Here is a 23,577-nt window from a genome sequence, read left to right as displayed (position 1 = left end):
AGGGCCGTCACCACCCGTCCGCCGCCGCCACGTACCCTCAACGCTACGGAGCCCCTCGTTATGCATGACGATCGCGCACTGATCGAAGCCCGTCTCAAGCGTGTCCTGGACGAGCGCATCCGGCCCGCCCTGTATCCGGAATCGGTTCCCCTGGACGTCGCGGCATGGGTCGCGCCGGGTGAGCCGGTGCAAGTGGCGGAGGGCCTGGCCGCCCCGCACACACCGGTGGCGGTGGGCGATGCCTGGGGCGCACCCTGGGGCACGACCTGGTTCAAGGTCCAGGGTGAGGTGCCGCGGGCGTGGGCGGGCCGCACCGTGGAGGCGGTGCTCGATCTGGGCTTCGACGAGCGGATGCCGGGTTTCCAGTGCGAGGCGCTGGTCCATCTGCCCGACGGCACCCCGGTCAAGGCGATCAATCCGCGCAATCAGTGGGTGCGGGTGGGGGCGCCGGTACGGGGCGGCGAGCACGTCGAGTGGCATCTTGAGGCCGCGTCCAACCCCGTCATCCTCGACGTCCATCCGTTCCAGCCCACACCGCTGGGCGACCGGGAGACGGCGGGCGACGAACCGCAGTACCGGCTGGCGCGGATGGATCTGGCGGTGTTCGACACCGAGGTGTGGGAGCTGGTCCAGGATCTTGAGGTGCTGGGCGAGCTGATGATGGAGCTGGCGGTGGACAGTCCGCGGCGCTGGGAGCTGCTGCGGGCGGTCGGCCGGGCGCTGGACGCGGTGGATCTGCAGGATGTCAACTCCACTGCCACGGCGGCCCGTTCAGAGCTCCGCGAGGTGCTTGCGACGCCTGCTGGGGCCTCCGCGCACCGCATCAGCGCGGTGGGGCACGCTCATATCGATTCGGCGTGGCTGTGGCCGCTGCGCGAGACGGTGCGGAAGGTGGCCCGTACGACGTCGAACATGACGGCGCTGCTGGAGGACGAGCCGGAGTTCGTCTACGCCATGTCGCAGGCGCAGCAGTACGCCTGGATCAAGGAGCACCGGCCCGAGGTCTACGCCAAGGTCAAGAAGGCGGTCGCGGAGGGGCGGTTCGTACCGGCGGGCGGGATGTGGGTGGAGTCGGACACCAATATGCCCGGATCGGAGGCGATGGCCCGGCAGTTCGTGCACGGGAAGCGGTTCTTCCTGGAGGAGTTCGGCGTCGAGAACGACGAGGCGTGGCTGCCGGACACCTTCGGTTTCGCCGCGGGGCTGCCGCAGATCATCAAGTCCGCGGGCTCGAAATGGCTGCTGACCCAGAAGATCTCCTGGAGCCAGATCAATGCCTTCCCGCACCACACCTTCCGCTGGGAGGGCATCGACGGCACCCGGATCTTCACCCACTTCCCGCCGGTGGACACCTACAACTGTCAGATGGCGGGCCGCGAAATCGCCCATGCGGCACGGAACTTCAAGGACAAGGGCGTGGCCCGGCACTCGCTGGCGCCCACCGGGTGGGGCGACGGTGGCGGCGGCACCACCCGGGAGATGATCGCCAAGGCGCGCAGACTGCGTGACCTGGACGGATCGCCGACCGTGGAGTGGGAGCGGCCCGCGGACTTCTTCGCGAAGGCGGAGGCGGAGTATCCCGATGCGCCGGTGTGGGTGGGTGAGCTGTATCTGGAACTGCATCGCGCGACCCTCACCAGCCAGGCGAGGACCAAGCGCGGCAACCGGCGCAGCGAGCAGCTGCTGCGGGAGGCCGAACTCTGGTCGGCGACGGCCGCGGTGGCGGCCCGGCACCCTTATCCGTACGCGGAGTTGGACCGCATCTGGAAGACGGTGCTGCTGCACCAGTTCCATGACATCCTGCCCGGTTCCTCCATCGCCTGGGTGCACCGTGAGGCGGAGAAGACCTACGCCGCTGTCGCCGCCGAGCTGGAGGGCATCATCGCGGCCGCACTGGCCGCGTTGGCCGGCGGCGGCGGTGCGGAGCTGGTGGTGAACTCCGCGCCGCACACCCGTGGCGGGGTCGCGGCCGGGGCCGTGGCGCCGCCGGTGGCCGAGGGGCCGGAGGTGTCCGCCGCTGCCCGCCCGGCCGGCGGGTTCACGCTCACCAACGGTCTGCTGCGGATCGAGATCGACGACCGCGGCCTGGTGATCTCCGCGTACGACCGGACGGCCGAACGCGAGACCGTGGCGCCCGGCGGGGCGGCGAATCTGCTGCAGATCCACCCGGACTTCCCGAACATGTGGGACGCCTGGGACGTGGACGCCTTCTACCGCAATGTCGTCACCGATCTGACGGACGCGGACGAGGTCGTGCTCGGGGAGGCGTCCCCGGACGCCGCGACGGTGCGGGTCACCCGTACCTTCGGCGACTCCCGTGTGGTGCAGTCGCTGACGCTGGCGCGCGGGCAGCGGCGCCTGGACGTCGACACCGAGGTCGACTGGCACGAGACCGAGAAATTCCTCAAGGCCGCCTTCCCGCTGGACATCCACGCCGAACGGTATGCCGCGGAGACCCAGTTCGGGCATCTGTACCGGCCCACGCACACCAACACCAGCTGGGAGGCGGCCAAGTTCGAGGCCTGTGCGCACCGGTTCGTCCATATCGAGGAGCCGGGCTGGGGCGTCGCGCTGGTCAATGACGCGACCTACGGTCATGACGTCACCCGTACCGTCCGTGACGACGGCGACCAGGGCACCACCACGACCGTCCGGCTCTCCCTGCTGCGCGCCCCGCGCTTCCCCGACCCGGAGACCGACCAGGGTCTGCACCGCTTCCGCTATGCGCTGGTCCCCGGCGCCGCCATCGGAGACGCGGTACGCGAAGGCCATCGCATCAATCTCCCCGAGCGGCGGATCACCGGTGCCGGAGCGGTGGCGCCCCTGGTCACGGTCGACGACGACGCGACGGTGGTCACCGCGGTCAAGCTCGCCGACGACGCCGGCGGGGACGTGATCGTCCGCCTCCACGAGGCACACGGCGGGCGGGCCCGCACCACCCTCACCACCGGCTTCGAGCTGGCCGACGCCGTCACCACCGACCTGCTGGAGCGCCCGACCGATGACGGGCCGGCGCTCGAACGGCACGGGAACACGGTCCGGATGCGGCTCCGCCCGTTCCAGATCGTGACCTTGCGGCTGACCCGGGCGGGCGATCGCTAGGGCGTGTCTTCGGGATCGGTCCGGATCAGCCCGCCCTAAGGGCTGTCCCGTAATCCCTGGTGGATCAGCGCACGGCGTCAGATGCACTGCGTTCTCCCCCACGCCTTAAGGGCGCAGGAGGGGCCCCCACCGCTCACTCCGTCTCGGCTCTTCATTCGCTGTACGGATGCCGAGCTGCATCGCAAGGCGGAGGGACGTCCGGATACTGGGTGTATCCGGATGTTCCGACAACGCGGCGTGGGGGCACCTCCCAGCGTTAGCTGGGGGAGTGCCGTAGCTGTCGTCGTGCGCCCGCCAGGGATTACGGGACAGCCCTTAGGGGACGAACGGGCCCGGGGCGGCTCTTACGCCCTGGGCCCGCCGAAGCGCGACCGGGCGTCGCGGCAGGTGTCCCGGCGCATCTCGTGCCGCCGCTCACGCCCGGCGGCGCGCCCGGGCCGCTGGCCGCGCTTGGTCTCCTTCTCGCGGCCCGCGGCCCGGCCGTACGCCGCTTCCGGGCCCGGATCGCGACTCGGATCCAGGCCCAGCATGTCCATCAGCAACGACAGATCGTCCGCGTCCCGCGCCCGGCCGGCCAGCGCCTTCCTGGCGAGCCGTCGCTCCTTGTCACTCGGCACGGCGCGCGGCGCGCTGTCGTCGGCACTGCGGTGTTCTTCGCTCACCGCTGCATTCTCGGCCGGACCGCGCCGCCCTGCCCGTCGAGCGCGCCAAAGGGCGCCCGCGGAGAACGCCGCGGGCGCAGGGGGCCGAACGGGTGAACCGGCCGCCGCGGCCCGGCGCGCGGCCGGGGCCCGTCCGTCGGATCATGGCCGGACGGGCCCCAGGGAACCTCCGCCGCCCGGTTTCCCTCTTTATGGGCGCTTGTACTTGATCACCCAGCCCCGGAGTCACCGTTGAAACACCCCTACGCCGTCGCGCTCGCGGCCACCCTCGCCGCTTCCTCGGTGCTGCTCACCGGCTGCTCGGAGAACGGAGAACCGGTCGACTTCAACGCCGGCGCCAAGAACGACGGCGCCACACGGGTCAAGCCCGTGGACGACGACACCCTCATGCCGACCGGCCCCAAGAGCGACTTCCGGATCACCCGGACGCTGGACGACGGCACCCGAATAGGGCGGGCGACGCTGAAGGGCCCGAAATCCGGTGTCACCGGGAGCGTCTGGGTCTGGGCCCCGAAGGAGTACCAGGACCCGAAGTACGCCAAGAGCGGGTTTCCGGTGCTGATAGCCCTGCCGGGCGGTCTGGGCAGCCCGAAAGAGGTGAGCGGAGTCACCAATTACTGGGTCGGCGGTGACATCAAGCTGCAGGAGAACATCACCCGGTGGACCGCCGAGCGCAAGAGCCTGCCGTTCATCGTGGTGATGCCGATGCTCAACCCGGACACCCAGTACCACGACGGCAGCGACATCCCCGGTCAGCAGAAGATGGGGACCTGGCTGACGGATGATGTCGTCAATCTGACGAAGGCGAACTTCCGTACCTTCAAGTCGCGGGACGGCTGGGCCTTCATGGGGTCGTCCTCGGGCGGCTTCGCCGGGCTGAAGTCCGTACTGAAATACCCGGAGAAGTTCAAGGCGGCGATAGCCAGCGGCCCGGACATCGTGCCGGATTCTCCGCTGTGGGCGGGCCACCAGGCGGAGAAGGACGCCAACAACCCGGAGAAGCTCGCGCAGCGCCTGCTGCGGAAGGGCGGCCCGGACGTCTATCTCGCCTTCCAGGCCGGCACCAGGGAATCCCCCGCGGTCACCGGCTCCATAGAGAGGTTCCGCCGGGCCTACGGCAAGGGCCCGATCCACACCACCCTGCAGCTGATCCCCGGTGGCCGGCACAACGCCTGGGACTACCAGAAGGGCATGGAGTCCGGTTCGATCAAGTTCATCAGCGACCACCTGAAGGCCCCGATACCGAGCTCCTGAGCCGGGCGCCACAACGGCCGGGGGCGGCGGACGTCGCCCTCTGCGCGCGGATGCAGATCGCCTGGCAGGGGGTGATGCTGGAGTCGTGGGGGCCTGTGGTGAGGAGGACGAACCATGTCCATGATGGACAAGATCAAGAGCATGCTGAAGGGCCACGAAAGCCAGACGGACAAGGGCATCGACAAGGCCGGCGACATGGTCGACGACAAGACCCAGGGCAAGTACAAGGGGCAGGTCGACACCGGCCAGGAGAGGCTCAGGGACGAATTCGGTGGCGGCAAGGGCCCGGATCAGCCACCGCGGCCCTGAACCGGCGGCTCGCCCGGCGGCGGCTTGAACAGCGTTCATTCGGTGGCGTGGCTCCGCCATGACCGGGCATCCACGACGGCGTGCGGCCGCCCTTACCGCCGGGGTGGGCGGTAAGGGCGGCCGGGTCGCTGGGAGCGCTGCGGGACTCAGGCGCAGGAGGTGAAGTTCGGGCTGGTGTTGGTGATGTAGAGGGTGGCGCCGCCGCTGGGGTCGTCCTTGAGCGGGACGGTGATGGTGTCGTCGGCGGTCCAGGGGAAGCCGGTGGTGTCGAACGTCCAGGTGCCGGTGACCTTTTTGGCCAGTTCGGAGAGGGTCACCCAGCCGTACTGCTTGGTGGGGACGTTGACCGTCACCTGGTTGTTGACCGACCGGGAGCCTTCCCAGACGTGGGAGTAGTGCAGCGTGGAGCTGACCATCGCCTGCAATTCGCTCCCTCCTCCGGGGACTCCGACACCGGCCGAGAACTGCGTTCCCATATCGGCCCCGATGGAGTTCTGCCAACCGCTGGTGTCGTTCACCGCGAAGCCCTGCTGCACCGTGTCAGCGGTGTTGTTGAACCACACCGAGGACGCGCAGACCTTGGGCAGCGGGGCCGCCGGGGACTCGGCCCGGGTCGCCCAGGAGCAGGTGGCGGTGTCCTTCTGGCACTGCTTGGCGGCGTGGTCCACGGCGAGGTTCCACGCGTCCGGCGCGCTGGCGGCGCCGACGGTCCACTGCTGTGGCTTGCTGTTGTTGCAGGTGTACTGGTCGGTCCAGGCGTCGTCGTAGTTGGCGCCCATCAGCAGATCCAGGCAGGTGTTGTCGCCCTGGTGGCGGATCATGAACGTGTCCTTGGTGGACCCGACCGGCTGGAGGTACCACTTCTGGCTGGCCACTCCCCGGCAGGTCTGCTGGCGCAGGGCGGGGGTGAGCCAGGCGAGGTCGATGCACTTTCCGGTGTCGTTGTTGACGATGGTGAAGGAGGAGTTGGATTTGTCGACGTTCAGATGCCAGGACTGGTGGTATCCCGGCGTGGAGTTGGTGACGACGTAGACGCCGTCACCGGTGTTGCCGTTCTGCACATCGAGGTTGCGGCCGTTGCTCAGCGAGGTGAAGGTCAGCTTGTCCAGCGCGGGGGCGCTGCCGCTGTTCGCGCGCGCCTCGGCCGCCGCGGCGGAGGCCGTGATCCCCAGGGCTATGCAGCACGCGGCGAGCGCGGCCGCGAGGGCCCGCAGCCAGCCACCGGTGCGTCTGGGACGTGGCGCTAAAGATGTCACGTGGTGAAGTCCTCTCTCGTCTTTCGTTTCTCATCGGGACGCCGGCCCGTCGTCGGGGCCGGGCGCATGCCTGATCGGGGTCAGACGGAGGTGAATGCCGCTTCCAGGCGCGGCACATAGTCGGTCAGGTCCTGGTCCCAGCACCCCCCGTTGTGTCCGCCGTCGCAGTGGTCGCCCCAGCCGGCGCCGTTGCCGTAGTCCACGTAGTGGTACGGCATCCCCAGGGCGTCCAGACGGTCCTTGACGTGCTGGGACGCCGACCGGGCCCAGAATTCCGGCTCGGTGGCCCGGCCCGCGCCGTCGCCGGTGTAGAGCGCGATGCCCATGCCGCGCAGCCGGTCCATGTGGGTGGACGGATCCACCTGATTCCAGCGCCGGTCGGCGTTGAAGACCGGATACGGCGAGCCGAACACCGCGTCACTGGAGACCGCGGGCCCGAAGTCGAGGGCGCAGCGCTGTCCGGGGCCGGCGACGGAGCCGCAGAAGGGAGCGCCGATGTTGGTCAGCGTGGCGACCACCGCGGCCCGGATGACGGCCTCGTCCATGGAGAGGTCGACCGCGCCGGAGAAGGCCGCGACCTGGCTGAACAGCTCGGGGTGGGCTTGGGCGTAGTGCAGGGAGCCGAAGCCACCCATCGAGATGCCGCCGACGGCCCGGCCCTTCTTGGCGGCGACGGTGCGCAGGTTGGCGTCGATGAACGGGATGACCTGCTCGATATGGAAGGTCTCCCAGTTCTGGGCGCCGGCGGCGGTGTGCTGGTCGAGCCAGTTGGCGTACCAGCCGCGCAGCCCGCCGTCCGGAATCACCGTGATCATCTTGCTGCTCGCGGTGAGGGCGGAGAACGCCAGGGCCGGGTCGGCCGGGCTGTCGGCCGCGCCGTGCAGCAGATAGAAGACGGGGTAGCGCTTGTCCGGCCGCTCCGCGTAGTCGGCGGGCAGCAGGATCCGGATCCGGTGCTCCCCGGCCACCTGGGAGGTCTTCACGGTGATGACGAAGTCGGTGGCGGTTCCGTTCGCGGTGCCGACCTGGGTCAGACCGAAGCCGTCGGTCAGCTTCGGCGGCGCGTCCGGCGGCGCGGCGTGCGCGGCGGGCATGCCCAGTAACAGGAGGGCGGCGGCCAAGGTGGCGACAGCCGCCCTGGCACGCGACAGGACTGGTCTCATCGAATGGTCCTCGGGTCGGTGGTCGCCAGGGGACGAGCGGTCCGTGCGACCGGTCGGCGACAGTCTCCTGAAAGCTCTCCCGGCAGCGCCATAAGGTGCCCCGGCGCAACTGGGCCACTGGCGCACATACGCCTACCAGGGGGTACTCTCCGGACGTCGAAACCGCTTTCGACACCAACGCGGCGAAGGGGGTTGTCGTGTACGACGTTCTGGACCCGGAGTCCGAGCGCGGACGGGTCTACCGGTCCCTGGTGAGCCACCCGGGCACACCGGCCGGTGCGCTCGCGGCCCGGACCGGTCTGAGCGAGAGCGCGGTCCGGGAGCTGCTCAAGGAACTGGCGGCCGAGGACATGGTGATGACGCTCGATCAAGAACCCGGCGCCTGGGAGGCGTTATCGCCGCTGTACGTGATGGAGTCGCTGCTACAGCGTGACGCGGTGCGGCGGGCCGGCCTCCGGCAGACGGGGGCGGAGCTGGAACGGCTCTACCGAGTGGCCCGGCGGGAGAGCGGTCAGTACGGCGCGCTGGAGGTCGTCGAGGGCGCCTCGGGCGTGCTGGCAGCCGTCCGACGGCTGCAGTTCTCCGCCCGGCGCGAGGTCCGGGTCGTCGATGTGCCGCCGTACACCGGCGCGCCGGAGTACTACCCGAGCCAGGAGCAACTCCAGCGCGAACGGATGGCCTCCGGTATCGCCTACCGCGTGATCTACCACGGTTCCGCGTACGACGATCCGATTGCGGGCCCCAACATGGCGCACATGATCGAGGCCGGTGAACAGGCCCGGACGCTGGACGAGGCGCCGCTGAAACTGGCCCTCGGCGACGACGATCTGGCGGTGCTGACGCTCGCCGGGGACGACCGCTCCGAGGTCATCGCCCTGCTGATACGCCCCTCCGGCCTGTTCCGGGCGCTGTCCAACGTCTTCGAGGCGCTGTGGCGGCTGGCCGTTCCGGTGTCGGCGGCCGGCATCGGCACCCAGATCGACGTCCGCGACCGCCAGATCCTCACCCTGATGGCCAGCGGCGCCACCGACGAAGCCATCGCCCGCCGCCTGGGTCTGGGCCGCCGCACCGTGGTCCGCCGGGTCTCCGCGCTGTTGACCCGCCTGGGCGCCACCACCCGCTTCCAGGCAGGCGTCCAGGCGGCACGGCGCGGGTGGCTCTAACGGCGCCTGGGCACCGGGGCGCCACGCTCCCCACAACGCCAGATGCCCCCACCCCACGGCATATGAAAACGATGACCCGGGCAGGCAAACTCCCTTCCGGCGCACCACGTACCCTTGCAACGTGACGATGCACAAGACCGTCAATGTGAGTGTTGACGCGATGATTGACGACCTCAGGACACTCGTCGAAATCGAGTCTCCCTCGCGCGATCTCGACGCCTTGACGGCATCGGCCACGGCTGTCGCCGCTGTCATCGAGAGCCGCCTTGGCAGGCAGGCCCTCCTCGTTGAGAGCGAAGCCGGGCCGCACGTCCACTGGTCGGCCGGTGGCGATCCCAAAGTACTGATCCTCGGTCACCATGACACGGTGTTTCCGCTCGGCACCCTTGAACGCCGCCCGTTCATGGTCAAAGACGGGCATGCAACCGGCCCCGGGGTCTTTGACATGCTTGGCGGTTTGGTACAGGCCATTCATGGCCTGGCGACGCTCGATGACCGGTCAGGCGTCGAGATCCTGGTGACCGCCGACGAAGAGGTCGGCTCCCGCTCCTCTCGGGCTCTCATCGAAGAACGAGCCCTTGCTTGCGGCGCTGTACTCGTGTTCGAGGGCGCCGCTGAGGGCGGAGGCCTGAAGACCGGCCGTAAAGGCTGCGGCACGTTCCAAGTCTCCATCGCGGGCCGGGCGTCGCACGCAGGCCTTGAGCCCGCAGCCGGGGTCAACGCCCTGATCGAAGCATCACACCAGGTACTGGATATCGCAGCGCTCGGCCGACCCGACATCGGCACGACTGTTACCCCGACCGTCGCGTCCGCGGGAACCCTGGACAACGTCGTTCCCGCGGAGGCGACCGTCATCGTCGACGTCCGGGTCGAGTCGGCCGACGAGAAAGAACGCATCGAGTCTGCGTTCGCGGCACTGGCTCCGCATCTCGATGGGGCGGAGATCTCGGTGCAGGGAGCTATCAGCCGGCCTCCGATGCCCGAGTCGGCGTCGGCCGAGCTCTTTGCGGTGGCCAAGCGGCTGCTTCCTGACCTCGAAGGCATGGCGGTCGGCGGCGGAAGCGACGGCAACTTCACGGCCGCACTGGGGGTGCCCACACTCGATGGCCTTGGAGCGGTCGGGGGCGGTGCCCACGCCGACCACGAGTACCTGGTGATCGAAGCCATGGGCGAGCGGGCGAACCTTGTTGCCGGACTGGTGAAAGCGATTCGGAACACATAGGAGAACGACGAGATCGGCCCGTTCGTGCACCGGTCACCGCCCTTACGCTGTACGGATGATCACCGCGTCGCCCGCCCGGCTCACCCCCGATGTCCTGATGCGCCCCGCGGTGCCGGAGGACGCCGGCGGCCTCGCCCGCGCCTATACGCGCAGCCGCGACCATCTCCGCCGCTGGGAGCCGGAGCGGGACGAGGCCTTCTTCACCCCGGCCGGGCAGGCACAACGGCTGCGCGGCCGGCTTGCCGAGCAGCGCGCCGGGCGGGCGCTGCCGTGGGTCCTGGTCCGGCAGCCGGACGGGGGCGCGGCGGAGGCCGATGAGCCGGACATCGTGGGTGCGATCACCCTCTCCGACATCGTGCTGGGCCCGCTCCGCAGCGCGCACGTCGGCTACTGGATCGACGTGGGCCAGGTGCGCCGAGGCCTCGCCTCCGCGGCGGTGACCGCGCTCTGCGCCGCCGCCGATACGGAGCTGGGCCTGCACCGGCTGCAGGCCGGCACCCTCGTCGACAACCTCGCCTCGCAGGGTGTGCTGACCAAGTGCGGCTTTGTCCCGTTCGGCGTCGCCGAGAACTATCTCCACATCAACGGCGCCTGGCGCGACCACCGGCTGTTCCAGAAGATCCTCAACGACCGCCGGCCGTGAGGATGGTCCAAAGGCCGCGCCCCACGCAGCGGCGCCCGCCCCCGGGCAGGGAGCGGGCGCGGCTGCGGGCGAGGCCGGCCGGGCGTCATGCCAGCCGGATCTGCTCCGCCTGGGGGCCCTTCTGCCCCTGGGTGACCTCGAAGGTCACCTTCTGGCCCTCCTGCAGCTCGCGGAAGCCCGTGGCGTCGATGTTGGAGTAGTGCGCGAAAACGTCGGCGCCGCCGCCGTCCTGCGCGATGAAGCCGAAGCCCTTCTCCGAGTTGAACCACTTCACTGTGCCGGAAGCCATATCCGTCTCCTTCGTTCAATGGGCTCGAGTCGGCTTCCGCGTCCTGCGGAACCCGGAGGTGATCGCCCTGGTCCGGAGACGCACTGCACAGCAAGAACGCCCGTGAATGCGACACGGGCGTCCGGCACTTCGGAACCACGACAGCTGACCAGGACGCTACACCGCGCAACGCCCGGCGGGGAGCACAACCGGGGCTGACGCGTCGCCCTTCACCGGGCAAGGCCATCGCACGTCCTCCGTATCCCTGACCGATCGCACGGATGTGCGGCGATCCGCGGCGCGGCCGGCCGGTCTCAGTCCGACTCCTCGCTCCCGGCTGCACGCGGCTTGCGACGGCGCCACCACAGGGCGGTACCGAGCCCGGCGGCGGCGATGACCCCGACGGCTCCGGCGGCCGACACGAACCACCAGTAGCGCGTGCGGGAGTCGGCGTCCGCCTCCGCCTGTGCCTGCGCCGCGCCGGCCGGCTTGCGCGGCGAGGTGGCCGGCTGCGGTTGATGAGCGACCTGCTGCGATTCCCCGTAGCGATCGACGGGTGCCATGGTGGGGAGCATGGCCACGGCCGCGGCCCGGGGAGCCGCCTCGAATCCCCAGTCCAGCAGGTCGCGGGTCTCCTCGTAGACGGCGTTCGAGGCGCCGGACCGCGGGTTCATGAGGGTGACCAGCAGCGTCCGGCCGTCGCGTCTGGCGGCCGCGATCAGGGTGTTGCCGGCGTGGCTCGTATAGCCGTTCTTCACCCCGATCAGGCCGTCGTACGGGCGCACGCCGTGCGAGCCCACCAGCAGCCGGTTGGTGTTCTGGATGCCGAAGGCGTCCGGGCCGCCGTCCTCCGGGAGCTCGGTCTGTTTCGTCGACGCGAAGTGGGCGAAGTCCGGGTTGGTCAGCCCGGCCTGTCCGAAGAGCGACAGATCGTAGGCGGACGAGACCTGCCCCGGTGTGTCGAAGCCGTCAGCGGATTCCACCCTGGTGTCGCGGGCGTCGAGGCGGCGTGCCGTCTCCTGCATATCGTCGATGGTCTTGTTCCAGCCACCGTTCATCGCGGCGAGAGTGTGCACCGCATCGCTGCCCGAGCGCAGGAAGACGCCGTACCACAGGTCGGCGACGCGGTAGGGCATGTCCTCCTTGAGGCCGGCGAGCGAACTGCCCGCCTCGATGCCGGCCAGGTCATCGGCGGAGACGGTGTGCACCGTCCCCTGGGAGAACTTCGGCAGCACCGCCAGGGCGAAGAGCGCCTTGAGGGTGCTGGCGGGTGGCAGCGGCCGATGGACGTCCTTGGCCGCGAGAATCTTGCCGCTCTCCAGGTCCGTCACCATCCACGACAGCGCGGAGACATCCGGCGGCTCGGGCACGTCCGGCTGCGGCAGGAACTGCACTCCGCGCCGGTCCAGCCGACTCCCGGCGTCGGCCGGATCGGCCGGGTGCGCACCGGACCGCAGGTCGTCGATGCCGTACGGGCCATCGGCGACCGCAAGGCCGGGCGCGACCAGCAGGCTCGCGGCACAAACGGCCGCTGCGGTCGCGACTCTGACGGAGGCCCAACTCACGCTCGACATGAGGCCACGCTAAGAACGACCTCGGCGGGGCGCCGGTTGGCGTACTCCATCCGATGCGGGCCCACCCCGACTGCCGTACGCGGCGGGCCGGGCCCGGCGGAAACGAACCGCCGCGCCCGGCCCGCCGGCCGGATGCCGGTTACCAGATCTCGTCGACCCACTCCGGGTGGTCGATGAACGGGTTCCGGTTGTGCTGGTACTTGTCGAATATCACCTGGTTACGGTGCTGTTCGAAGGTGGACGGCGGGTCCTGCTTGCTCCACTCCTTGAGGACCGAGAGCCGGCCGATGTACGGCTGGGAGCCGTTGTCGACCTTGTCGTTGGGCTCCAGGTCGGGGAATCCGTCGTCGCCGTCGTAGCGGACGGCCATGTAGAGGATCATGCGGGCGACATCGCCCTTGTCCGCGTCGCGGGGCTCGAAGGAGTCGCCGTCGGTGTAGTTGCCCGGCGCCTCGCCGACCTCCGTACCGCCGTCGTCGAAGTCCTTGTTGCCCCGGGTGCTGTTGACGGACACATCCGCCGGGCGCAGATGGTGGATGTCGGTTCCGGGTCCGGTGGCGGTACCGAAGTCGCCATGGGACTTCGCCCAGACGTGCTCACGATTCCAGTCGTCCGGATTGCTGCCGTTGGAGTTCTTGCTCTGCGAACGCCCGGAATACAGCAGAATGACGTTCGCGCTGTTGGCCGGGTCCTCGTCGGTGTCCTTGAGGGCGTCCCAGACCTGGGAGTACGTCAGCTTTCCCGTCTGGGTGCTGCTGATGATCTGGTGCAGCGAATCCTTGAGCGCCTGGCCGGTCTTGCCTATGGCGTCTTTGTAGTACGTGTCGTCATATCCCGTGTCGTCAAATGCGCCGACGGATATGGACGCACGCTGGGCTATGGACGCGGTGCCGGATCCGTGGTGTGCGGCCGGGGCGGCGGTCGCACTGGCCGGGATCTGTGCGGCCACCGCCACGCATACCGTTCCTACGGCGATGGCCAGCGCGGTGCGCCCGCGGCGGGTTACGCGGATGTTGTCCACGAAGGGTGTCCTCTCCCCGAATTGTGGCACCGTGCCGTGAAATGTGTGGGGCACGACCGGCGCCGGCCGTAGGGAATACGGCCGCAGGAAGCTTTCCACCGCGGTAATCACCACATGTGAACACGAGGGAAGGATTATGTGTCCACCCCGTGGCAACTACCGAATTCCCCCGAAATCGCGGCACCGCGATCGATCCGCCGTCAGGAGCTGGCCATACACATGTATTTCGGGTCGTCGGCCGGAGCGGCAACCGGGTCCGGCTCCGGTTCTGCCGCACCGGAGCGGCGGAGGAGATCCGGCACCAGGGTGCCGATCCCGATAACGGCCAGCGCGGCGCCGACCCACAACGGGGCCCGGAATCCAAAGGAGTTGATCGCCAGACCGCCGACCGAGGAGCCGACGATGACACCGAGGGTGATGAAGGAGGAGTGCACGGTATTCACCAACGGCCGGGCATTTCCCGTGCGTTGTACGCGCGTGGCCATGGCCGGATTCATCGTGACACCGACCAGACCGATCCCCGTCATCAGCATCACCGCCGGCACGGCGAGGTGGGCGAACACGGCGAACCCGACGAGAAAGAGGAAATTCAGTACCAGGCCGACGAGTTGGACCGCAACCGTGTGCCGGTCGGCCAGCCGCCCGACGACGGTGTTGCCGATGACGGTCGCGGCTCCGTATCCGATGAGCAGCAGCGGAACGGTGTCCGCGCGGAATCCGGTGACCTCGGTGAGAATCGGATGGAAATAGCTGAACGCGGAGAACGTCGCGCCGATGATCAGCGTGCTGGTGGACAGCGCCAGCCACAGTCGGGGATTTTTGAAGGCGACGAGTTCGTCCCGGACGCTGCCGCCACCCTCGGCGCGTCCCAGCCGGGGCACTCCGGCAAGTGTGGCGAGGGCGGCAAGCACCGTGATCCCCGAAATGACCCAGAACGCCACCCGCCAGCCGAAACGTTCACCGACAATCGTCGACAGCGGAAGGCCCAGCAGCGTACCGAGCATCAGCCCGTTCATGGCCAGCGCGATGGCGCGGCCGCGGACCTCCGGCCGGGTCAGCTGGACACAGAGCGAGATCGCCACTCCGAAGAATGCCTGCGAGGCGACCCCGGTGACGATCCGCGCCGCCAGCATGACCCCGTAGTCCGGCGCGAGAGCAGCCAGCACATTACCCGCCAGGAATATTCCGAACAGCGCCATCAGGGCGGTTTTCTGTCGGAGCTTCAGCACCGCGACGGTGAGGAACGGCCCGCCGGCCGCCATGGCCACGGCGAAGGCGGTGATGAGGTAGCCGATCCGCGGGATGCTCACCCCCAGCCCCGCAGCCATCTGCGGCATCAGCCCGGCAACCACGAACTCGCTGGTCACCATGGCGAAGATGCCCATGGCCAGCAGATACACCGCGCGCGGCATGACTCGGCCCTCCCTTGTTCGCAACCGATCGTTCCAATATGCGGGCAGGCGAAATCCCCCGATATCCAGGGGTGCCACACCGGGCCGGACACGCCGCCCCCACCCGCGTCGAGGACTCTACAGCACTTTGGACTGACCGTTCCAAAACCATGGATCCAAGCTCGAAGCCCTCTCAGGCAGCCCGACGGCCACGCTCAGGAACGCGGCTTGTCCCACACCAGCGAATAGCGCCACAGCAGATGGCGGCGGAAGCGGCTGCCCTGCAGACAGGCGCGCGCCGCGCGCCGGACCTCACGCCATGTCATGTCCGTGTCCTCGATGGGCATCCCCGGCGGTCCGCTCTTGCCGCCTCGGCGCCGGGCCAGAATCCGGGTGGCGGGTACGCCCGCACCGCTGATGATCCAGTCCAGCGGCGTCCCGTTGCTCGCCAGGCCGACGACCACGAGCCGGCCGCCGGGCGCGAGCAGCTCGGCCATCCGGTCGGCCGCGGCCACGAAGTCCAGATGGTGGATGACGGCCACGGCGGTGATGACGTCATAGCCGCCGGCCGCGACGCCGTCCGCCGTCATGAAGTCCGCCTCGACGAACGTGGCGTTGGGGACCTGTGCGCCGCCCTCGCGGGCCAGCCGGATCATCTCCGCCGACCGGTCCACGCCGGTCACCTCTTTGATCCGCCCGGCCAGCTTGCGGACCAGCAGACCGTCGCCGCATCCGATGTCCAGCGCCCGCGCACAGCCGTCCGGCACGGCGTCGAGCACCAGCCGGTGGTAGTGCACATTGTGATTCCAGTACGGGTCCGGCGATGCGTCAGAGCGAGACATCCGGCAACCCTAAAGGAGCGCGCAACCCGCTGTGCGTCCTATCGGGTGAACCCTCGCCCTCCTCGCAACCGAAAGGGCACGGTATGGCTTCCGAACACCTGACACCTTGTTGTTCGTCGAATTCCCCGAACCCTTCGACCGCGAGTTGTGGAGGCCCCGATGTCGCTGTACTGCCCCGCTCCCCCGCCGTACGGCGCGGTGCCGGATTATGTGCTGGCTCCCCCGCGCGCCGAGGACCGCCTCAACACCTGTGCGTTCGCCACGGATCTCCTCCTCCCGCCGCCCCGCCCGGAGGACCGGCTGCCCCTCGGGCCGACGCACCCCTATGACCGGCCGCTCCCTCCCCCGTGTCCCGAGGACCGGCTGCAGGCGCCCATGGCCCTGCCCGATCGCCGGCGGCTGGAAATCCAGGCCGCACTCACCGCGGCCGGAGTCGCACCGGCGGACGGGGACGCGGCCGCGGTGGCGGAGCTGGCGGGCCTGAGCGACACCACCGTCCGTGCCGTCATCGACTGGATCGGGGCCGCCGCGCGGACGTCGTGGCCGCGGCCCCACGCGGTCTGAGCGAGCCCTCGCCGGTCACCGCAGACCGGGCAGGCTGCGCAGTTCTCCGATCTTCAAGGCGCGGGCCAGGCCGAGGAAGATCAGGGCCATGGTGAGGCCGCCGGCGGCCAGGGCCAGCACCGGGGTCCAGCCCGCCGACAGGGGCACGCCGGTGCAGGCCCGGGCGGCGAGCCAGCCGACCGCTCCGGCGATGGCGGCGGACGCGGTCAGCTTTCCGTAGGTGCGGCACAGGCGCCGGCCGTCGAGGCGTCCGGACAGTCGCCGGCGCAGCAGCAGTGCGGTGACCAGCAGCCCGATTCCGTACGCGACGGTGTAGGCGCCGGCCATCGCGGTGACCGACCAGCGGGCCGGCAGCAGCAGATGGCATGCGGTGGCCAGGGCGATGTTGACGGCGCTGATCCAGAAGGCCATCCAGAACGGCGTACGGGTGTCCTCGAAGGCGTAGAAGCCGCGCAGCAGCAGGTATTGGGCGGAGAACGGGATCAGGCCGAGCCCGAAGGCCTGGAGCATATGTCCGGCGGGCGCAGCCGAGGCGACATCCACCGTGCCGTGCGCGAACAGCAGTTGGGCGGTCTGCGGGCCGAAGGCGAGGAAGAAGAAGGCCGCCGGGACGATGATGACCCCGCTGATGCGCAGCGCCCGGGAGAGGTCGTTACGCAGATCGTCCAGGCGGTGTTCGGTGACCGCCCGGCTCATCCGCGGCAGCAGCGCCGTCACCAGCGAGACGGTGACGATCGACTGTGGCAGCATCCAGATGGTCTGGGCGTAGCTGTAGGCGGTGTATCCCACGCCCGCGGTGGGCAGTTGCTGGTCCGCGGCGTTGGCGTAGTGGGTGACGACGGTCATCGCGGCCAGGTTGGCGAGCACGAACAGCAGGGTCCAGCGGGCGGCCGCGATGCTCTTGCGCAGGCCGGTGCCGCGCCAGTCGAAGCGCGGCCGGAAGCGGAATCCGGCGGCGCGCACGAACGGGATCAGGGCCAGTCCTTGTACGGCGATGCCGCCGGTGGTGGCGAAGCCCAGCAGGTCGATCTGGCCGGGTGTGATGTCCTCGATACGGTCCGGGCCGGCCAGCAGGCCCACGTAGATGCCGAACATCGCTATCAGCACGAAGTTGTTGAGGACCGGCGTCCACATCATCGCGCCGAACTTGTTCCGGGCGTTGAGGACTTGGCCGAGGATGAAGAACAGTCCGTAGAAGAAGATCTGCGGGAGCAGGAAGCGGGCGAAGACCACGGTGAGTTCGAAGGCGGCGTGGGTCCTGGGGGTGTCGGGCGTGTAGACGGCGACGATCTGCGGCGCGGCCCAGACCGAGAGCAGGGTGCCGACCGCGAGCACGCTCAGTACGAGGGTGACCAGCCGCTGTTCGTAGGCGCGGCCGCCGTCCGCGTGCTCGGCCCTGGCGCGTACCAGCTGCGGCACCAGCACCGAGTTCAGCGCGCCGCCGATCAGCAGGGTGTAGATGCTCATCGGGACGACATTGGCGGTGTTGTACGTGGTGGCGAGCAGGCCGGTGCCGAGCGCGCCCGCCTGGAGCACCTGCCGGATCAGTCCCGTGCCCCGGGAGACCAAGGTTCCCAGCGCCATCAGGAGCGAGGAACGCAGCAGGCCGCCGCCCTTGCCGTCCTTTCTGCGCGCGGCGTGGCGACGCCGCCCCGGGGGCGGTGTCCCCTCTTCCGGTTCCCGCTCACGGCCGGGCGGTGGGCCGTCGTCAAATATCTGCCCGGCCAGGTACCCGTCCGGCAGGCGCAGCGGCAGCGTGTCGTGCGATGCGTGTGGTGTCCCCTCCAACATGCCGTCAATCTATGTCGAACCCCGGGCGGAACCGGGCCGATCGGGCGCCGTGGGCGCACCGGAAGAAGCGGCGCCGGGCAGCGGGCGGGCGCGTTCCGGGTCGAGCAGCGGGGCGAGCAGGTCACCGTGACGGGCGCAGCGAGGGGCGATATCGCTGAAGAGGAAGGTGAGTTGCTCCGGGTCGGTGCAGTCGGCGATCTCGTCCCAGGTGACCGGGGTGGAGACGGTGGGGGTGGCGCGGGCGCGCAGTGTGTAGGCGACGGCGGTGGTCTTGGCGGCGGCGTTCTGGGAGAAGTCGATGAAGACCTTGCCGGGGCGCAGTGCCTTGGTCATCTTGTGCACGACGAGGTCCGGGAGGGCCGCCGCGGCCTCGACGGCGAGGGTCTTGGCGTAGGCGGTGGTCCGCTCGGAGGGGGTGGGCTCGATGGGCACGATGAGGTGCAGGCCCTTGGAGCCGCTGGTCTTGGCGTGAACGCCCAGGCCGTCCGCCGCCAGCCGGTCGTGCAGCCACTGTGCCGCGGCGCAGCACTCCACGACGGTGGCCGGGGCGCCGGGGTCCAGGTCGAGGACGAGGCGGTCGGCGAGCCCCGGCGCGTGCTGCGTCCACTGCGGGGTGTGCAGCTCGACGACCAGGTTCGCGGCCCAGACCAGCGAGGGCAGGTCCTGTAGCAGGACCTGCCGGGTGGGCCCCGACGTCGAATGGGGGACCTCGCAGGTCTTCACCCAGGAGGGCGTGCCGGGCGGCACGTTCTTGGTGAAGAAGAGCTGGCCGTCCGGCCCGTCGGGGTAGCGCAGGAAGGACAGCGGCCGGTCGTGGAGGTGCGCGAGCAGCGTGCCTGCGGTGGTGGTCCAGTAATGCAGCACCTCACCCTTGGTGGTGCCGGTCTCGGGATAGAGGACCTTGTCCAGGTTGGTCAGCGAGAGGCGCCGCCCCTCCACGACGGTGATCGGCGACATACGATGAGAATCCCACACAAGGGATGAAATATGCGTTCTATATGGAATGGGTCCATATCGTTCGGCCTGGTCACCATCCCCGTGAAGACGTACAGCGCCACCGACCGCACCTCATCGGTCTCATTCGTACGCATTCATGAGAAGGACGGCGCACAGATCCAGTACCGGAAGATCTGTGAGCTGGACGGCGAGGAGGTCCCGAACGAGGAGGTCGGCAAGGGCTATCAGGCGCCGGGCGACGACACCATCGTGCCGATCACCGACGACGATCTGTCGCGGCTGCCGCTGCCGACCGCCAAGACCCTGTCGATCCTGTCGTTCGTCGACCCCGCCGAGATCGACCCCCTCCAGCTGGACAAGTCCTACTACCTGGGCCCCAACGGGGCGGCCGCCACCAAGCCGTACACGCTGCTGCGGGAGGCGCTGGAGCACCATCAGAAGGTCGCGATCGGCAAGGTGGCGATGCGGGGGCGGGAGTCGCTGGCGATGCTGCGGGCACACGACGGGGCGATCGTGATGCATTCGCTGCTGTGGCCCGATCAGATCCGGCCCGCCGACGGTGTCGTGCCCGACGAGGTCGAGATCCGGGAGAAAGAGCTGACGCTGGCCGAGACCCTGATGGACTCCCTGGGCGAGCTGGACCCCGGCGAACTCCACGACGACTACCGCGAGGCCGTCGAGGAGCTGGTCGCCGCCAAGCTGGAGGGCGAGGAGCCGGTCGCCCCCGCGACGGGCACGCCCGGCGCCCAGGTCATCGATCTGACGGCGGCCCTGGAGAAGAGCGTGCGGGCGGCGCGGGGGACGCAGGAGGGCGACGCGAAGTCGGCATCGGCGTCCGTGACCCCCATACGAGGGCGGAAGACGACGAAGAAGAGCACCGCGGCCGAGGCGAAGACCCCGGCGAAGAAGGCCCCCGCGAAGAAGACGGCGTCCGCGCCGAAGACCGCCTCGACGGGCAAGAAGACCTCGTCGAAGAGCGCCGCGAAGACCCCGGCGGAGTCCCGCGCGAAAAAGACCGCGAAGACAACCGCGAAGAAATCCACGAAGACGACTGCAAAGGCAACCGCGAAGAAGACCGCGAAGACAACCGCGGCGAAGAAGTCGGGCAAGCAGTCGTCCGCCTAGCGTCTCGCGCCTGCTCCCCCGTTCTAGAGTCTGGGTATGGCTTCAGACGAGGGGACCACCCGCATCGACAGCTGGATCTGGTCCGTACGACTCACCAAGACCCGTTCGCTGGCCGCGGCGGCCTGCCGCGCGGGGCACGTACGGGTCAACGGCGAACGGGTGAAGCCGGCCCATGCCGTGCGCAACGGCGACGAGGTGCGGCTGCGGCACGCGGGCCGGGAGCGGATCGTGGTGGTCTCGCGGCTGGTCCGCAAGCGGGTGGGCGCGGCGATCGCCGCCGAGTGCTTCATCGACAACAGCCCGCCGGCCCCGCCGCGTGAGGAGATTCCGGTGATCGCCCATCGCGACCGCGGCACCGGGCGTCCCACCAAGCGTGACCGCCGCGAGATCGACCAGCTGCGCGGCCACTGAGCCGGACCGGGCCCGCGGACGCCGTACGCCGGGGCCGCGGGCCGGACAGTCAGCGGGCAGGCCTATGCGGCCGGCAGTCCTACGCGGCGGGCAGCGCGTCCAGATACACCCACTGGCCGTTCTCGCGGACGAAGCGGCTGTTCTCGTACTGGCTGTCGGCGTGCCCGTGCAGGCTGTAGTGGGCGCGGAACTCCACCGTGCCCTCGGCGTGGAAGGCGCTGCCCCCTGTCGTGCCGAGGATGTCCAGCCCGGTCCACCGCTGCGCCGGTTCGAGAGCGAGGCTGTCGGGGCGGGTCGACGGGTGCCAGGTGCGCAGCAGATAGCCGGTGTCACCGACGGCGAATGCGCTGTAGCGCGAGCGCATCAGCCGCTCCGCGGTCGGGGCGGCGGCGCGCCCCTCATGGAAGGGGGCACAGCAGTCGCGGTAGGCCTCGGCGCGTCCGCAGGGGCAGGGCGAGGTGGGGGTGACCGCGGCCGGACGGCGCGGCTTGTTCTTCGGCTTCGACACCCCACGATTGTGCCGGTCGGCGGGGGCGGGCCACGACACGCCGACCACACGCCGGAGCGGCACGCCCTGGAGCTGCACCCATTTGGGGAATTCCAACGACAAATCACCCATTTGCAGCTTTTGGTGGCTTGATTCGTGCTGTGAGGCTGGAAGAACTCACGGTGACCGTCCCCACCACCCAGGAGAGAACCTCATGATTCTGTCCATTTCCGGCGTCGTCCTGCTCGGTGTCATCGTCTTCCTCTTCTTCCGCAAAGACGGCCTGAAGTTGTCCCACGCACTGGTCTCCGCACTCTTCGGGTTCTACCTCGCCAGCTCCGCCATCGCACCGAGCATCAAGGCCGGCGGGGCGAGCCTGGCCAGTCTCCTCGGGGGGATCAAGATCTAGGGCAGGCACTTGACCCGCCCGACGACCTCATCCGGCGCAACTCCACGGTCCCGCCCGAACGGGCCGCACCACGCCCCGTCCGGGCGGCTCCGTGCGCTGCACGCCCCCGGCTCGCCGCCCACGCCGAGCCCCCGACGACCGCACGAGCAACAGGAGAAGACGTGGCCCGGCGCCCCTTGCCCCGCATCCTGACCAACAGCGCACCGATCGCCCGTATGGCCAACAGCGCGCCGCTCGCCCGCGGCCGCGACCTCGCGCGTACCGCCGCCGACAGCGCCTCCGATGTGTTCCATCCGCTGATCACCATCGGCCGGGGACTGCGCCGGCTGGCGGCGGCCGGCCGGGGACGCTGGGACCGGACGCCCAAGGAGCACCGCGGTCCGATGCTCGTCTTCGTGGCCGGGTGCGTGGTGATCGTGGCTCTGGTGCCGTACGGGCCGCTGCTCGCCCTGCTCGCGGTGATGGGTGCGGGGGCATGGGCGGGGCGGGAGCGGACCACCGTGGAGACCGGCCCCACCGAGGCCGAGACCGAGCGGCTGCGGGCGCTCTACGAGGCGCTGGTGCCGTACTTCTCCGTCGAGGGTGACCCCAGCCCTCTGTACGCGCACGACGGTGACTGGGGGCAGGCCTTCGGCGCGTACGCCTTCGACGACAGCGGGCGGCTGGAACGTCTGCAGCTGAAGTACCCGGCGTACTTCACCGACGGTGAGGACCGGTCCCGGGCCCGCATCGAGCAGGTGCTGTACGCCAAGGCCGGCCGCGGCCGGGAGTACCACTTCGCCTGGGACGAACTGGCCAACCAGCTGACCCTGACCGTCCTGGGCGCGCTGCCCACCGATATCGCCGCGCAGCGCTTCGTCACCGCACCGGGCGAGACGGTGCTCGGCTTCACCGACCCGGATTCCGTACAGCGGACCCTGCCGGTCGCCGGCGGGGCGGAGCCGCGGGATGTGCCGCCGGTGGTGTGGCGTACGGGGCAGCGCTCCACGGAGCCACATCTGCTCGTCCTGGGGCAGCCGGGGACCGGCTCCACGACGCTGCTGCGCTCGATCGCACTACAGGCGCTGCACCACGGCGATGTGCTGGTCATCGACGGCAGCGGCACCGGCGAGTTCGGGTGCCTGACCGGGCGTCGTGGCGTACTCGGGGTGGAGTGCGGGCTGGCCGGGACGCTGGCGACGCTGGAATGGGCCTCGCACGAGACCGAGCGGCGGCTGATCGCGGCGAACCGGGCGCGGCAGGCCGGCCGGCCCGCGCCGGACGACACCCGGCGGCCACTGTGGATCATCGCGGACCGTCCGACCGCGCTGGCCCATGTCGCGGTCGCGGAGGGCCGGGACGATCCGCAGCGGTGGCTCCAGGTGCCGCTGCGGCACGGCCGGGCGGCCCATGTGACGGTGGTCGTGGCCGACCAGTTCGAGAGCGCCGAGCTGCTGAGCGATCCGGTGCGGGCGCACACCAAGGCGCGGGTGGTGCTCGGTCCGGCCACCGTGGAGGAGGTACGGGCGGTGCTCGGGGCGCCGCCGCACACCACACCGACGGCGAGCGTGCCTCCGGGGCGCGGCTATGCGCGGCTGGGGACCGGGCCGGTGCTGCGGCTCCAAGTGCCCGCCACGCCCGACCCGCTCGACAATGCGACGAGCGAGGTACAGCGGCGGGCGGTCCTGGCACTGCTGCCGGAGCGCACCGTTCCGGTCGATGCGGAGGCGCCCGCCACGGCGGACGACGAGCCCGCGGCGGCCGAGGCGGAGCCGGTCCCCGATACGGCGAAGCCCGCTGGCGAGCCGGTGGGCGCGACCGCCCGGCTGTCGACCGTCAAGGGCGGTGAATCCCGCGTGGTGAACGGCTCGGTGGAGGCCGTTCGCGCGGAGGGGTGAGGGAAGGAGGGCGGCAGGGGTGAGGGACCGTACGGCCGACGGGCCCGCGTACGGCCGACGGGCCCGCATCCGCATCAGTCATCCGC

22 protein-coding genes are annotated in these 23,577 nt (G+C 69.9%); 11 read left to right on the top strand and 11 right to left on the bottom strand.

Annotated elements, in window-relative coordinates:
• Window positions 1-60 precede the first annotated feature (60 nt).
• Complete coding sequence (locus tag KI385_RS38980; RefSeq protein WP_238576736.1) at window positions 61-3,102, top strand: alpha-mannosidase; 3,042 nt, start codon at window positions 61-63, stop codon at window positions 3,100-3,102.
• 344 nt (window positions 3,103-3,446) lie between these two features.
• Here KI385_RS38980 and KI385_RS38975 read toward each other — a convergent pair whose 3' ends face one another.
• On the bottom strand, window positions 3,447-3,764 hold the full coding sequence (locus KI385_RS38975) for a hypothetical protein (protein ID WP_238576735.1): 318 nt from the start codon (window positions 3,762-3,764) through the stop codon (window positions 3,447-3,449).
• A 231-nt stretch (window positions 3,765-3,995) separates the two neighbouring features.
• On the opposite strand from KI385_RS38975, the gene KI385_RS38970 reads away from it, so the two are divergent.
• On the top strand, window positions 3,996-5,018 hold the full coding sequence (locus KI385_RS38970) for an alpha/beta hydrolase (protein WP_238576734.1): 1,023 nt from the start codon (window positions 3,996-3,998) through the stop codon (window positions 5,016-5,018).
• 114 nt (window positions 5,019-5,132) lie between these two features.
• The gene (locus KI385_RS38965) at window positions 5,133-5,327 is read left to right on the top strand and encodes an antitoxin (RefSeq protein ID WP_238576733.1); all 195 of its coding nucleotides are present in this window, start codon (window positions 5,133-5,135) and stop codon (window positions 5,325-5,327) included.
• Window positions 5,328-5,473: 146 nt separating this feature from the next.
• Here KI385_RS38965 and KI385_RS38960 read toward each other — a convergent pair whose 3' ends face one another.
• Entirely contained in the window at window positions 5,474-6,583 is a 1,110-nt protein-coding gene (locus tag KI385_RS38960) for an RICIN domain-containing protein (protein WP_238576732.1), read from the bottom strand.
• A gap of 80 nt (window positions 6,584-6,663) precedes the next feature.
• Window positions 6,664-7,746 carry an alpha/beta hydrolase gene (locus KI385_RS38955; RefSeq protein ID WP_238576731.1) on the bottom strand — a complete coding sequence of 361 codons (1,083 nt, stop codon included), beginning with the start codon at window positions 7,744-7,746 and terminating at the stop codon, window positions 6,664-6,666.
• Between the two features lie 197 nt (window positions 7,747-7,943).
• Between KI385_RS38955 and KI385_RS38950 the strand changes: the two genes are divergently transcribed.
• From KI385_RS38950 to KI385_RS38940, 3 genes are all read left to right on the top strand, one after another.
• Complete coding sequence (locus tag KI385_RS38950) at window positions 7,944-8,909, top strand: helix-turn-helix transcriptional regulator (protein ID WP_238576730.1); 966 nt, start codon at window positions 7,944-7,946, stop codon at window positions 8,907-8,909.
• Between the two features lie 127 nt (window positions 8,910-9,036).
• Window positions 9,037-10,131, top strand: a complete 1,095-nt coding sequence (locus tag KI385_RS38945; RefSeq protein ID WP_425357116.1) for a M20 family metallopeptidase — start codon at window positions 9,037-9,039, stop codon at window positions 10,129-10,131.
• 55 nt (window positions 10,132-10,186) lie between these two features.
• Window positions 10,187-10,774, top strand: a complete 588-nt coding sequence (locus KI385_RS38940; protein ID WP_238576728.1) for a GNAT family N-acetyltransferase — start codon at window positions 10,187-10,189, stop codon at window positions 10,772-10,774.
• Between the two features lie 85 nt (window positions 10,775-10,859).
• On the opposite strand, the gene KI385_RS38935 is transcribed toward KI385_RS38940, so the two are convergent.
• From KI385_RS38935 to KI385_RS38915, 5 genes are all read right to left on the bottom strand, one after another.
• On the bottom strand, window positions 10,860-11,063 hold the full coding sequence (locus tag KI385_RS38935) for a cold-shock protein (RefSeq protein WP_128511549.1): 204 nt from the start codon (window positions 11,061-11,063) through the stop codon (window positions 10,860-10,862).
• A 293-nt stretch (window positions 11,064-11,356) separates the two neighbouring features.
• Window positions 11,357-12,616, bottom strand: coding sequence for a D-alanyl-D-alanine carboxypeptidase family protein (locus tag KI385_RS38930; protein ID WP_238576727.1), 1,260 nt, complete (start codon window positions 12,614-12,616; stop codon window positions 11,357-11,359).
• Window positions 12,617-12,755: 139 nt separating this feature from the next.
• On the bottom strand, window positions 12,756-13,496 hold the full coding sequence (locus KI385_RS38925; RefSeq protein WP_425357115.1) for an endonuclease I family protein: 741 nt from the start codon (window positions 13,494-13,496) through the stop codon (window positions 12,756-12,758).
• A 341-nt stretch (window positions 13,497-13,837) separates the two neighbouring features.
• Entirely contained in the window at window positions 13,838-15,049 is a 1,212-nt protein-coding gene (locus KI385_RS38920; RefSeq protein ID WP_238576725.1) for an MFS transporter, read from the bottom strand.
• Window positions 15,050-15,243: 194 nt separating this feature from the next.
• Window positions 15,244-15,870 (bottom strand): class I SAM-dependent methyltransferase, encoded by a 627-nt coding sequence (locus KI385_RS38915; RefSeq protein WP_238576724.1) that lies wholly within the window; start codon window positions 15,868-15,870, stop codon window positions 15,244-15,246.
• A gap of 159 nt (window positions 15,871-16,029) precedes the next feature.
• On the opposite strand from KI385_RS38915, the gene KI385_RS38910 reads away from it, so the two are divergent.
• Complete coding sequence (locus KI385_RS38910) at window positions 16,030-16,434, top strand: hypothetical protein (protein WP_238576723.1); 405 nt, start codon at window positions 16,030-16,032, stop codon at window positions 16,432-16,434.
• 15 nt (window positions 16,435-16,449) lie between these two features.
• Here KI385_RS38910 and murJ read toward each other — a convergent pair whose 3' ends face one another.
• Complete coding sequence (gene murJ, locus KI385_RS38905) at window positions 16,450-18,018, bottom strand: murein biosynthesis integral membrane protein MurJ (protein ID WP_238578031.1); 1,569 nt, start codon at window positions 18,016-18,018, stop codon at window positions 16,450-16,452.
• A gap of 216 nt (window positions 18,019-18,234) precedes the next feature.
• Window positions 18,235-19,182, bottom strand: a complete 948-nt coding sequence (ligD, locus tag KI385_RS38900; protein ID WP_238576722.1) for a non-homologous end-joining DNA ligase — start codon at window positions 19,180-19,182, stop codon at window positions 18,235-18,237.
• A gap of 30 nt (window positions 19,183-19,212) precedes the next feature.
• On the opposite strand from ligD, the gene ku reads away from it, so the two are divergent.
• Both ku and KI385_RS38890 read left to right on the top strand, forming a co-directional pair.
• Complete coding sequence (gene ku, locus KI385_RS38895; protein ID WP_238576721.1) at window positions 19,213-20,307, top strand: non-homologous end joining protein Ku; 1,095 nt, start codon at window positions 19,213-19,215, stop codon at window positions 20,305-20,307.
• A 36-nt stretch (window positions 20,308-20,343) separates the two neighbouring features.
• Window positions 20,344-20,718: an RNA-binding S4 domain-containing protein gene (locus tag KI385_RS38890; RefSeq protein WP_238576720.1), complete on the top strand. Its 375-nt coding sequence runs from the start codon at window positions 20,344-20,346 to the stop codon at window positions 20,716-20,718.
• 79 nt (window positions 20,719-20,797) lie between these two features.
• On the opposite strand, the gene KI385_RS38885 is transcribed toward KI385_RS38890, so the two are convergent.
• Entirely contained in the window at window positions 20,798-21,226 is a 429-nt protein-coding gene (locus tag KI385_RS38885) for a YchJ family protein (RefSeq protein ID WP_238576719.1), read from the bottom strand.
• Between the two features lie 193 nt (window positions 21,227-21,419).
• On the opposite strand from KI385_RS38885, the gene KI385_RS38880 reads away from it, so the two are divergent.
• Entirely contained in the window at window positions 21,420-21,614 is a 195-nt protein-coding gene (locus tag KI385_RS38880; protein ID WP_018092434.1) for a hypothetical protein, read from the top strand.
• Between the two features lie 161 nt (window positions 21,615-21,775).
• Window positions 21,776-23,491 (top strand): hypothetical protein, encoded by a 1,716-nt coding sequence (locus KI385_RS38875; RefSeq protein WP_238576718.1) that lies wholly within the window; start codon window positions 21,776-21,778, stop codon window positions 23,489-23,491.
• Window positions 23,492-23,577: the final 86 nt, after the last annotated feature.

Source organism: Streptomyces inhibens, from assembly GCF_022221585.1.
GTDB lineage: Bacteria > Actinomycetota > Actinomycetes > Streptomycetales > Streptomycetaceae > Streptomyces > Streptomyces inhibens.
The sequence above is the reverse complement of the archived record's forward strand: the minus strand, read 5'-3'. Positions and strand labels throughout refer to the sequence as shown.